Source organism: Rhizobium aethiopicum (assembly GCF_014197535.1).
GTDB classification, from domain to species: Bacteria; Pseudomonadota; Alphaproteobacteria; order Rhizobiales; family Rhizobiaceae; genus Rhizobium; species Rhizobium aethiopicum_A.
In genome coordinates this window covers 1-11,786 of the sequence record NZ_JACIFV010000025.1, presented here as the reverse complement: position 1 = coordinate 11,786, position 11,786 = coordinate 1, and the positions used below count along the sequence as shown (strand labels likewise).

The following is an 11,786-nucleotide window of genomic DNA, read 5'->3' as shown; positions in this document are numbered from 1 at the left end:
GTCAGGCGGCTTTCCCTGATGATGGGGATATGATCTGCTCCCCGGCCCGGAACCGCGAACGAAATGACCAAGGCCCTTCTAATTATCGACGTACAGAACGCAATCCTCTCCGGAAAGGCCACGCCGGAGCGCCAGCCCGAGGTCGATTCCGCACTTGACGAGACCGTCGCGCGATTGGCGTTGCTCAAGGAAAGGGCGCGACAGGCCGGCGTGCCGGTCGTGCTGGTGCAGCATGATGGCGACAGCGGTCACCGATTGGCCGTGGGCACGTCAGGATGGGCGCTGCGCCGGGAGATTGCGCCGCAAACAGGTGAGGTCGTCGTGCGCAAGAAAAGCGCCGACTCCTTCTTCGGGACCGATCTTGCCGACCGCTTGCAAGAGCGATCGGTTACCCACCTCATAGTCGGCGGCTGCATGTCGCAATTCTGCGTCGACACGACCGTCAGGCGGGCCGTTTCGCTCGGCTATGACGTGACCTTGGTTGCCGACGGCCACACAACCGGCGACACGGCGACCCTTAGTTTCTCCGAGATTGTCGCCCACCACAATGAAACGCTTGATGGTTTCGATGCGGGCAAGGCGATTGTGAATGTCCGCCCTGCCGCCGACATTGCCTTTTCAGAAAGCTCCGGCAACAACACCTGACATCAAATCGGAAGCCCGCGCCTACAGCAATTCAAAGTGCTGCGGAAAATCCGTGACCAACTGCAGAGAAAACCGGGATCGCCATGCGGTTCCGGTTTTCCGCCTCTCACCCGTCGGCCGCCATACCCCAGTTGTAGACGCAGCGGTCGAGGCCGATGGCGATTTCGAGCACGAGGACGTCATGCTCGATGGTAGCTCCCTGCTTCGGTTGCGACCGGTAGCGTAGCGGAAAGTCGGTTCGTCGCGAGATCGAGCAGACCTCCATCCATTTGTCGCCATTATCAACCTCGATATCCATCGTCACCTCGGAATAGGCCGGCAGCCGGTCGGAGGGCACGACCCGCGTCGGCAGATGGATCAGCGAGGCGATCATGCGGCGCAAAGGTTCGAGGCATGCCGCGTGATAGTCGTTGCCGCTGTCGGCGGTGAAGGCGCATTGAAATTCGAGCTGCCAAAATTCTTTCAGCCGCATGTGTTTCGTCGGCTGCTCCTGCTCGCGGCGATAGGACCTGCCGGCCTGCCAGACACAGAGAGGCAACCGCGTCTTTGAATGGTTTCCAAGAATATGCTGCATGTAGACATAGGTCGAAGGCGTGGTCTCCGGCCTCAGCACCAGCGCAGTATCGCCGGCCGCGAGCTGTTCCTGGACCCAGATGTCGGCATTCGAATAGGCACTTGAAACCAGCGACCGCGGCGTCAGCGCCGGCGCCTCGACCCGTCGTATATCCCAGGCTGGATTGACCGATCTGAGAAAGCTGCGGACCTCTTGCGAGAAAAAGCCGATCATATGATCGCGCAGATTGATCTCGCGCTCCTCCCAATGGACGAGCGAATTGACGTGATAAATATTGAGCATGGTGCCTGTCTCCCTGGCAACCCTGTTGACGTGGTGAAGGGCTTTACGTCCGGCGGCGCGCCGGACGCATGCAGCGCCCGGACGTCACAGCAGGACGCGGAGACCTCGTCCGCCAATGGCGCGCGCGATCGCGACCTGCGGGCAGGTGCGGTCATGGTCGAAAAGCGCGCTCTTCATGCTCATGACGAATTTCTACGTGCCATGCGCGCGATTGTCAAAGCCGCGGGAGCCGAGACAAAAGGTATCATCTGTGGATGGGCCTTTTTTATTGCCCGCCTTCCTTCATTCCGTCACAAACTTTTTCGATCCGCTTGCGTTTAAAGCCAACGGCCCGTCGGCCGTGCAACGAAAGAGACAGCAATACCGATGACCACGAAGACATCCCGGCTCCTTGCCATCGCGCTCTCGTCCACCTTGCTGATGGGCGCTTTCATTCCGGCCGAGGCCGGTCAGGCAAGCTTCGTCATCGATGCGCAGTCCGGTCAGGTCCTTGAAGCCTCCAACCAGGATGATCTCAACTATCCCGCGTCGCTGACCAAGATGATGACGCTTTATCTCGCTTTCGAGGCGCTGCACGATGGACGCCTCACCTGGGATCAGAAGCTCACCATGTCGGAAAATGCCGAGAGCAAGGAACCCTTCAAGCTTGCCGTCGGCGCCGGCCGCAAGGTGACGCTGCGTGAAGCGGTCGAAAGCATCGTCGTGCTGTCTGCCAACGATTCCGCCGTGGCGATCGCTGAACAGCTCGGCGGCTCCGAACCGGCTTTCGCCAGAACGATGACCGACAAGGCGCGCCAGCTGGGGATGAAGGACACGGTCTTCAAGAACCCGTCGGGCCTTCCCGATCCGGAGCAGGTTACCACGGCGCGCGACATGGCCACGCTCGGCCTTTCGTTGATGCGGGACTTCCCCGAGGAGTTCAAGCTCTTCTCGATGCGCGGCTTCCAGTTCCGAGGCATGAAACTGCGCGGCCACAACAATCTGATGTATCGCTATGACGGCGTCGACGGCATCAAGACGGGCTATACCGATGCATCCGGCTACAATGTCGTGACCTCGGCGCTGAGGGATGGCCGCCGCGTCGTCGGCGTCGTCATGGGTGAAAAGACTGCAAGCCTGCGCGACGACAAGATGGCGGGCCTCCTCGACAGCACCCTGCCCTCATCACCAACCGCCACCGCCTCCGCTACCCCAGGCAGCCAGCCTGCACCGACGATGACGGATGCGCAGCCGACGAAGTAGCCGGCGAGCCAAGCACACAAATTCATGAAGAAATTTAATAGGGTAGCCGCTCTAACCTGACGGAGCCGTTATTTTCCCGAATCAGCACCCCTTGACGTCGGCGCAGCGCTCCACAAACGCCATGTCAGATTGAGCGCAGCGTCCAGCTGACGATTTCCGAAACCACCGTCGAAAAGGCGCGGTCGAGACCCTTGACGAAGCCAACATTGTCGCCGCCGGCCGGCGCCGTGGCGCGAAACACCTTCTGGACGCGTACCGAGCCGTTTCGGTCGTTGAGAATCTTGGCGGAGATTTCGACCACCGCCTGATTGCCGCTTGAAGCGTCGATCTCGAATGCGCGGATGTCGGTAACGATCTGATAATCGATCGCCAGCCCCTGCCCCGGCATGCCAACGCCGCCGAGTTTGCCCGAATTCTCGAAGGCCTCGACCAGTTTAGATTGCACGATGCGCGGCAGCTTGTCGCCCCACTGCGCCCGCGACAGATACTGGATTTCCGACGACGAGACACGGATGACGATCTGGTCACTGTCGAGCGATCTGAGTGCCGTCGGGCCGGCGATCAGGATCTGGCGGGATTTGGCAGCAGGCCCATCGCCATCGACGGCCGCAGAGAGATCATAGGTATCGTTCTTGGCTGAAGTCCCACAGCCCGACAGGATCAACGCAGTCAGCGGCAGCGCGATCGCCGTTCCCCTGATCCATGAACGGCGCGACAACAGATGCGATGCGACCATACTGGGCTACCCCTGACTTTCCCTATTAACGCCGCGTTCGGCCGTCGTACTGTTTGACCGTGTCCCCGCCGAAGATCAGGCGTTGCGGATTGCGGTCAAAGTTGCTGATCGTATCGTTCAGATTGCTCACGGTTCCACGCATGTCGTTGATCAGCGTCTGCACGTCGCGCAAGCCGCCGCTCGAGAATTTCTGAAGATTATCGGCGATCGGACCGATTCGCGAGTTCAGATTGTCGGCCACCTTCTTGAAGGATTCCAGCGTATCGCGCGCCTCGGCGAACAGCGATTGCGTATTGTCGGTTCCAAGCAGCGCATCGACCTTGATGAGAATGCCGTCGATGCGTGTCGAGGCCGAATTCAGCTTATTGGCAAGCTGCGACACGTCTTGGATCGTCTGGTCGATATCTTTCTGGCGCAGCGAAACCGTGTTGGCGACGTCGCGGATCGAGGCGACTGCCGCACGAGCATCCTTTGTGGCTTGCGAAATATCGTCGACCGAACCCTTGATTTTCGCCGGGTCGATCTGGGCGACGAGCGTGTCGACGCGGTCGAGCGTTGCCTGCGCCTGCTTGCCGAAATCGTTGAAGGTGGTGGCCGTCTCGTCGAACTTCTGGATCGCGCCCTTCAGATCGCCCGAGGCATCGGCAACATTGGCGGTGATCTTCTCGGCATTGGAGACGATATTGTCGATCTTCTGAGCGTCGACGGCCTTGACCAGCGACTCCACAGCCTGAAGCGTCGAATCGACACGCCCGGAAACCGCCTTCACCGTGTTGGAGAGCTCACCGACGCTCTGCAGGAAGGCGTCGATATTGTCGGAATTCTTGGCCAGCGCATCCGAGAAGGTTTCGGCATTCTTGAACGTCTGGGTCAGCGGAGCACGTGAATCCTGGATGAAACCCTGAAGTTCACCGACCGCGTCGTTGGCGCGATCAAGGATTTTGTCGGCGGTCGCCAGAAGATTGGTGACGCTCGACTGGTCGGCGACGATAACGGCGCGTTTGCCGTTTTCGATCGCATGTTTTAGGATGCTCTCCTCACCCTTGCGACCGCCCGACAGTTCGATATAGGCGGCCCCCGTCAAGCCCTGAATTTCAAGCGCGGCCTTGGTGGAGGGGTAGATCGGCGCGTCGGTGCGCACCTGGGTGAAGGCCAGCGAATATTGCGGATCGTCGGCATCGATCGACAGCGTCTGCACCGAGCCCACCTGGATACCGTTGAAGCGCACCGGCGAGCCGACGCTGAGCCCGTTCGCCGAGCCGGGAATACGCACGATCAGCTCCGTCATCGGGCCGCCGCGGCCATATTCGGCCATCCAGTAGACGAAGCCGAAGGCGGCCGCGATCACCAGCACCGTGAAAAAACCGACAATCGTATAATTGGCTTTGGTTTCCATCTATCCGATCACTTCCCGCCGCTGCCGTTGCCGTGCCGCGCGCCATTGTCCTGTGGCACGATCGACCGCGCTCGCTTACCTCTAAAATAGGCCTGCACCCACGGATCGTCATAGGCCAGCATGTCGTCGATCGTGCCTTCCACCATTACCCGCTTCTTTCCGAGCACGGCAATACGGTCACAAACCGAAAACAGGCTGTCGAGATCGTGCGTCACCATATAGACGGTCAGTCCGAGACTATCGCGCAGATTGGCGATGAGTTCGTCGAACTCGGCCGCTCCGATCGGATCGAGACCTGAAGTCGGTTCGTCCAGAAAGACGAGCTCGGGATCGAGCGCCAGGGCGCGGGCAAGCGCGGCGCGCTTGATCATGCCGCCCGAAAGCTCGGACGGATATTTGTCGGCGGCATCGGCCGCCAGCCCCACCATGCGGATCTTCAGATGCGCCAGCTCATCCATCAGCGAGTGCGGCAGATCGAGATATTCGCGCATCGGCACCTGGATGTTTTCCTTGACGGTGAGCGACGAAAACAATGCGCCCTGCTGGAAGAGCACGCCGAGCCGCATGTCGAGCGCGTTGCGCTGCGGCTCGTTGAGCTCGTCGAAGTCCTGGCCGAGGATCTTGATCGTGCCGGAGCGTCGCGGCAGCAGCCTCAGTACCGTGCGCATCAGCACCGATTTGCCGGTGCCCGACGCGCCGACGAAGCCGAGGATCTCGCCGCGATAGATATCGAGGTTCAGTTTGTCGAGCACCACCTTGGAGCCAAAGGCGACGGTGACGTCGCGCGCCGAAAGCACGACATCCCTGCCCTGTCCTTCGTTTTCGATCGGTTGCTCGTCCACGCTGCCCGCCATGCTAGAAGTCGATCGCTGCATAGAACATCGCAAAAAGCCCGTCCATCAGGATGACGACGAAAATCGCCTTCACCACCGAGGCCGTCACGTGCTGGCCGAGCGACTCCGCACTGCCGCCGACCTTCAGCCCTTCGACGGCGGCGACGATACCGATGACGAGCGCCATGAACGGCGCCTTGATCATGCCCGACAGCACGGTCGACAGCGTAATCGCCTCGTGCAGCCGCGACAGGAAATTGGCGAAGGTAATGCCGGAATAGCCCCAGGCGACGACTGCAGCCCCCGCCAGCGAGGCGAAGTTCGCCAGCACCGTCAGAAGCGGCAGCGCGATGGTCAGCGCCACAAGCCGCGGGAAGATCAGCACGCCGATCGGGTTCAGCCCCATCACTTTCAGCGCGTCGATCTCCTCACGCATCTTCATCGAGCCGATTTCGGCAGTGATTGCGCTGCCGGAGCGGCCGGCAATCATGATCGAGGTCAGCAGCACGCCGATTTCGCGCAATTGCAGGATGCCGACGAGATCGACGACGAACACCTCCGCCCCGAAATACCGCAGCTGGAAGGCGCCCTGCTGGGCGATGATGGCACCGATCAGAAACGACATCAGCAGGATGATCGGAACGGCGCGCACGCCCATGTGATCGATCTGGTTGACGATCGAGGCCGGCGAAACGCCGCTGCCGCGGCCGAGCTTCATCTGCGCCCCGCGCACCGCCGAGCCGAGGATATACATCGAGGCGGCGAGATTGTCCCAGATGTCGTAGGTCATCTTGCCGATCGGCGCCAAGATACGCGCGGCAAGCGAGACCTTTTCCTTCTGTTCCGGCTCCGGTTTGGCCGGTTCCTCGGAAAACATCTCCAGCATTTCGTCGATATGCGGATTGGTGCCGACGAAGCGCACCGTGCGTCCCGCCGCCTCCTCCTCTTTCTTTAGCCGGCACAGAAGCCAGATACCGGCAGTATCGATGTCTGATACATCGGAGAGATTGAGCGTCAGATTGCCGGTCTTCTCTCGCTGAAGCTTTTCGAAGTCGCGCAGCACAAGATGCACATAAGCGCTGCGCCAGTTGCCGCTGAGACGAACATACTGCCCCGAACCATCTGACCGGTCGTCCACTTGCAGCGAGGCGGCGTTGCGATTCTCGGCGTTCAAGATACTTGTGTCTTTCAAGGCTTACGGCGACATTGCCGACTCGCGAAGCGGATCGTCGCCGCCGGAGCGTCAATATACAGAAGCAACGTCCAATTTCCATGCTCGCAGGATAGCAATAATGCCGCGCACCCTCGATATCCAGATGAATTCCTTTCCGATTGCCGGGACCTTCACCATCTCGCGCGGCGCAAAGACCGAGGCCGAGGTCATTACCTGCACGGTCACGGAAGAAGGCGCGCAAGGGCACGGCGAATGTGTGCCCTACCGCCGCTACGGCGAGACCATGGAGAGCGTCGTCGCGCAGATCGAGGCAGCGCGCCCGCTGGTCGAATCCGGCATTTCGCGCGACGATCTCTTGTCGGCGATGCCGCCGGGTGCGGCACGAAACGCCGTTGATTGCGCTCTCTGGGATATCGAAGCAAAGCGGACGGGCCAAACGGTCGCCGCCCGCCTCGGCCTCACCGCCCTCAAACCGCTCACGACAGCCTACACCATCTCACTCGGCGAACCGGAAGTGATGGCCGCGCAGGCGCGCGAACATGCCGGTCGCGCTCTGCTCAAGGTGAAGGTCGGAACCGGCGACGATGAAGGCCGCATCCGCGCCGTCCGCGCGGCCGCGCCCGATGCCGCCATCATTCTCGACGCCAATGAGGGCTGGCCGGAGGCGGTGCTGGAACGTCATCTGCAGATCGCCGCAGAGGCGGGCGTTGCCCTCGTCGAGCAACCGCTGCCGGCGGGCCGCGACGCGCTGCTTGCCGAAATCCGCCGCCCGCTGCTGGTCTGCGCCGACGAGAGTGTGCATCATACCGGAGATCTCGCAAGCCTTGCCGACCGCTATGATGCGATCAATATCAAGCTCGATAAAACAGGCGGCCTCACCGAGGCCTTGGCGATGAAGGCCGAAGCCGAGAGGCTCGGCTTTTCGATCATGATCGGCTGCATGGTCGGCACTTCGCTTGCCATGGCGCCGGCCGTGCTGCTCGCGCAGAATGCCGATTTCGTCGATCTCGACGGCCCGCTGCTGCTTGCCCGCGACCGCGAGCCCGGCCTGCGCTACGCCGCTTCCCTGGTCTTTCCGCCGGAAAGCGCCCTCTGGGGCTGAAGATAATAGGCTGAGATGACGAGCCCGAGGCCGGAAAGCGCGACCAGCGCCATGACGTAATAGCTGACGAGGCCGAGCCAGGCGTAGAGATAGCCCGAAGCGATGGTCATCAACCCCATCGCCATGCCGACATAAAAGAAATAGGCGCCCTGCGCCGAGGCCTCCTGCGTTTCCTGCACCGTCGTCATGATCCGCCGCTGCACGCCGGTGTGTACGAAGGCATAGGTGAAGCCGTGGAAGCATTGCAGCAGAAAGAAGCCGGCAAAGCCGGCATTCATGGGAAACAGGATCCAGCGGCAGACGCTGACGGCGCAGCCGAAGCGGATCAGCGTCCAGGCGCTGAAGCGCCGATTGAGACGCTTCGACAGAAAGAACACCGTCACCTCCGAGGCAACGCCGGCGCTCCAGAGCAGGCCGATTTGCGTGCCGGAAAAGCCGAGCTGATGCCAATAAATCGAGGAAAAAGCATTAAGCACCGCATGGCTCGACTGTTGGATGGCGACGCCGATCAGAAGCAGCAGCAGATGCGGCTCGCTCAGACCCCGCCCGGTGGCGGCCGGAAGATCGATCGGCTGGCCGCGCCGCCGCGTCGGCCCGATCCGCGGACAGAAGATCGCCATCACGACGGTCATCGTGAAGCCGAACACCATGACGACGAGCACCATGCCGCCGCCCCACCGGCCGATCAGCTGACCGCCGAGGAGCGTCGAGATGATGAAGGCGATCGACCCCCACACCCGCATCGACCCATAGTCGAGCCCCCAGCGGCGCACGCCTGAAATAACGATCGATTCGACGACCGGCAGATAGGGCGCGAAGGTGGCGCCCTGGAGCGCGAAGACGATCGTCACCGGCCAGAAGCTCGTCGTCCAATAAAGTGCGATCGCCGTCAGCAGCGACAGGCCGCCCGACCACAGCAACACGTCGGCGCGCTCCTTCAGGCGGTCGGCGATCATGGCGACGATGGGCCCCACCAGGACGCGAACCACCATCGGTATGGCAAGGATGATGCCGATTTCATGATCGCTGAAACTGTGGCTTTCCAGCCATACGGGGAAGAACGGCAGCACGACGCCGTTGACGAGCAGCGGCGCGCAATAGGACAGCGCGCTGAGCAGCCGGAAGCGCGGCGGCGCTCCCTCACCCGGGGAATGTTGAGCGGGAATCATGGGTGGACCTGAAGGAAACTGGACGTTGTCCTAACACACCACCCGGGAGGCGACTATTGCGAGAAATAGCCGTCTGGAAACGTTTTAAGAAATAAATTGGGCCTGTCACCTCGCGGTAACGGCTAAATTGCTGGAGAGCCGCCGCGATTGCGACGGCGCTAAAATCACGCCGCCTGCGGGGCGAGTTCCGCCTCTTCGGTACGCTCGACGGCGGTAAGCGCCGGTACGGCGGTGGCAAGCGCCCGCCAGGTGATCAGTTCGAAGGTGCCGTCGGCATGTTCGGCAACCGCCGTACAGCTTTCCACCCAGTCACCCGTGTTGATGTAGCGAATGCCGTCCATGTCCTGGATGATGGCGTGGTGGATGTGGCCGCAGATCACGCCGTCGGCGCCGCTCTTGCGGGCCTCTTCGGCCACGACGCGCTCGAACTCGCCGATGAAATTGACTGCATGCTTGACCTGCAGCTTCGCCCAGGCGGAAAACGACCAATAGGGCATGCCGAGGCGGCGGCGTACTGCCGCGAGCAGGATGTTGATCCGGATCGCCGTATCATAGGCCCAGTCGCCGAGATAGGCGAGCAGGCGGGCGTTACGGACGACGACATCGAACTCGTCGCCGTGCAGGATCAGGTATTTCTTGCCGTCCGCGCCGTCGTGCATCATACGCCCGACGACCTCGATGCCGCCGAAATGCATACCCGGGAAGTCGCGCAGAAATTCGTCGTGATTGCCTGGGATATAAACGACGCGGGTGCCCTTGCGCGCCTTGCGCAACAGCTTCTGGACGACGTCGTTGCAGACCTGCGGCCAGTACCAGCTGCGCTTCAGGCGCCAGCCGTCGACGATATCGCCGACGAGCACGATCGTGTCCGCCTCGTGGTAGCGCAGGAAATCCAGCAGGAAATCAGCCTTCGCGGCTTTCGAGCCCAGATGGACATCGGAAATGAAGAGCGTGCGGAAATGTCTGGGTTCCATCATGTCTATCACGAGCTGCCGCTCATGCCCCATCTTTCATCTAGCCTTCCAAAACCAGACTCGTGTTTCAGGAAGATGACAAGCTGGGGAAAAGCCATGCAAGCGCGCTTATTCCGTCTGAATGGTAAATGCCGAGCCAGTCGGCCAGGAGCTCGCAACACCAACACCCGGGAGTCCCATCATCATAATTTCTCGCCGCGAGGCTCTGGATCTTTCCCGCATACCGAGAATCAAATTAACAGCAACTGCCGATCAAGGCTGACCCTGGGGGAATTGATGATGCGCGTCCGCACCGCGACTATAATGATTTCTATTGCACTGCTTGCCGGCTGTGCACCGACGCAGCAGGACTATGATGCGATAGTCACGCTGCTGCAAGGCAGCGCGAGAGCGAGAAATGAGTTCGTCAAAGTGTGCGCAAAGGATTTCGATGCAAATGCCCGTCGCACCGCAGGGATCGTGACAAACGTCTCCGACAAGGACGCTCCGAGGGCCGCTTGCCGGCGATATCTGGCGGCCGCGATCTCCGGTCGCGCCACGTATCAGGATCTGCTCGACATCAAGGCTCACAGGTTTACGCCAAAGCTCATCAAGATCTTCCAGGGCCGATAGCCGGAAGACGCTCTCTCGCTCGTCGATTTTGGAACCGAACGTGCAAGATCGAGCCAAGCGGATTGGGGGCAAGCGGCGACTGGACGCTCGCCCCCTTTTCGGCCGACAATATTGCCGTGCCGATCGAGCGCGTTCATGATGACGACGATTCCATATCCGACAAAGCGGGATGGCCGATGCGTCTCTTTCTCGTTCGCCACGGCGAATCCCTCGGCAACATCAACGAACAGGCCTACCGTCAGTTCGGCGATCATAACGTGCCGCTGACTGGATGGGGCTATCGCCAGGCGGCGGAGGCAGGCGCTGTCATCGCCTCGTACCTGAGAGGGCTGCCGAGCCAGGGATTTCAGAAGCTGCATATCTGGTATTCGCCTTTTCTGCGCACGCGCCAGAGCAAGGATGCGCTGCTCGAAGCGCTGCCGGAAAACTTCGTTGGCGATGTCAGGGAAGATTACCTTCTGCGCGAGCAGGATTTCGGCCTCTTCACCGAAATCTACGACCATGCCGAGCAGAAACAGAAATTCCCCGAAGAATTCGAAAAATGGGCGAGGCTGCGCAACAATAGCGGCAAGTTCTATGCGCGGCCGCCGGACGGCGAAAGCCGGGCGGATGTGGCGCAGCGGGTGCGTCTCTTCCTCCAGACCGTCATGCGCGAGGCCGAAAGCAGCGACCACAATGTCGCGATCGTCGGCCACGGCGTCACCAACCGGGCGGTGGAAATGAACTTCCTGCACCATTCCGTCGAATGGTTCGAACGCTCCGACAATCCCGGAAATGCCGACGTTACGCTGATCGAGGGAACGCGTTCGCAGGGCTACAACACGATACTGCTGCACCAGGCCGCCGACAGGCATCCGGGACAGGAGGACAAACTGCGCGATGCCTATGGTGCCGACCTGACGATTACGCCCAAGGCCGGCGGATAGACCCCTCCCCAACCCCTCCCCACAAGGGGGGAGGGGCTTACATGCCGGCCCCTGCTTTCCACTTCACCCTCGCATCCGCTTTACCCTTTGCATCCGCAGAAAGGCTGACGTCTGCGCAGTT

General features: G+C 61.0%; 12 protein-coding genes. 5 read left to right on the top strand and 7 right to left on the bottom strand.

The window, feature by feature from the left end:
• Positions 1 to 63 precede the first annotated feature (63 nt).
• Positions 64 to 645 (top strand): cysteine hydrolase family protein, encoded by a 582-nt coding sequence (locus tag GGD53_RS25370; RefSeq protein WP_184459510.1) that lies wholly within the window; start codon positions 64 to 66, stop codon positions 643 to 645.
• A 106-nt stretch (positions 646 to 751) separates the two neighbouring features.
• On the opposite strand, the gene GGD53_RS25365 is transcribed toward GGD53_RS25370, so the two are convergent.
• Positions 752 to 1,501, bottom strand: a complete 750-nt coding sequence (locus GGD53_RS25365) for an aminoacyl--tRNA ligase-related protein (protein WP_184459509.1) — start codon at positions 1,499 to 1,501, stop codon at positions 752 to 754.
• 366 nt (positions 1,502 to 1,867) lie between these two features.
• Between GGD53_RS25365 and GGD53_RS25360 the strand changes: the two genes are divergently transcribed.
• On the top strand, positions 1,868 to 2,743 hold the full coding sequence (locus GGD53_RS25360; protein WP_184459508.1) for a D-alanyl-D-alanine carboxypeptidase family protein: 876 nt from the start codon (positions 1,868 to 1,870) through the stop codon (positions 2,741 to 2,743).
• 124 nt (positions 2,744 to 2,867) lie between these two features.
• Here the strand turns inward: GGD53_RS25360 and GGD53_RS25355 are convergent, their stop codons facing one another.
• Genes GGD53_RS25355 through GGD53_RS25340 form a run of 4 tightly spaced genes read right to left on the bottom strand, consistent with a single transcriptional unit; the run spans position 2,868 to position 6,900 of the window.
• Entirely contained in the window at positions 2,868 to 3,479 is a 612-nt protein-coding gene (locus GGD53_RS25355; protein ID WP_184459507.1) for an ABC-type transport auxiliary lipoprotein family protein, read from the bottom strand.
• Between the two features lie 25 nt (positions 3,480 to 3,504).
• Positions 3,505 to 4,875 carry an MlaD family protein gene (locus GGD53_RS25350; RefSeq protein ID WP_184459506.1) on the bottom strand — a complete coding sequence of 457 codons (1,371 nt, stop codon included), beginning with the start codon at positions 4,873 to 4,875 and terminating at the stop codon, positions 3,505 to 3,507.
• Positions 4,876 to 4,883: 8 nt separating this feature from the next.
• Positions 4,884 to 5,729, bottom strand: a complete 846-nt coding sequence (locus GGD53_RS25345) for an ABC transporter ATP-binding protein (protein WP_184459505.1) — start codon at positions 5,727 to 5,729, stop codon at positions 4,884 to 4,886.
• 1 nt (position 5,730) lies between these two features.
• Positions 5,731 to 6,900 (bottom strand): MlaE family lipid ABC transporter permease subunit, encoded by a 1,170-nt coding sequence (locus GGD53_RS25340; RefSeq protein ID WP_184459504.1) that lies wholly within the window; start codon positions 6,898 to 6,900, stop codon positions 5,731 to 5,733.
• A gap of 100 nt (positions 6,901 to 7,000) precedes the next feature.
• On the opposite strand from GGD53_RS25340, the gene dgcA reads away from it, so the two are divergent.
• Positions 7,001 to 7,984, top strand: a complete 984-nt coding sequence (gene dgcA, locus GGD53_RS25335; RefSeq protein ID WP_184459503.1) for an N-acetyl-D-Glu racemase DgcA — start codon at positions 7,001 to 7,003, stop codon at positions 7,982 to 7,984.
• On the opposite strand, the gene GGD53_RS25330 is transcribed toward dgcA, so the two are convergent.
• Complete coding sequence (locus GGD53_RS25330) at positions 7,936 to 9,153, bottom strand: MFS transporter (RefSeq protein ID WP_184459502.1); 1,218 nt, start codon at positions 9,151 to 9,153, stop codon at positions 7,936 to 7,938. The genes dgcA and GGD53_RS25330 overlap by 49 nt on opposite strands.
• A gap of 164 nt (positions 9,154 to 9,317) precedes the next feature.
• Positions 9,318 to 10,160, bottom strand: a complete 843-nt coding sequence (locus tag GGD53_RS25325) for a UDP-2,3-diacylglucosamine diphosphatase (protein ID WP_184459501.1) — start codon at positions 10,158 to 10,160, stop codon at positions 9,318 to 9,320.
• Between the two features lie 246 nt (positions 10,161 to 10,406).
• Between GGD53_RS25325 and GGD53_RS25320 the strand changes: the two genes are divergently transcribed.
• Together GGD53_RS25320 and GGD53_RS25315 are read left to right on the top strand one after the other, a co-directional pair.
• A complete protein-coding gene (locus tag GGD53_RS25320; RefSeq protein WP_184459576.1) occupies positions 10,407 to 10,739 on the top strand; it encodes a hypothetical protein in 333 nt (110 codons plus the stop codon).
• A gap of 176 nt (positions 10,740 to 10,915) precedes the next feature.
• A complete protein-coding gene (locus GGD53_RS25315; RefSeq protein ID WP_184459575.1) occupies positions 10,916 to 11,665 on the top strand; it encodes a histidine phosphatase family protein in 750 nt (249 codons plus the stop codon).
• Positions 11,666 to 11,786 lie beyond the last annotated feature (121 nt).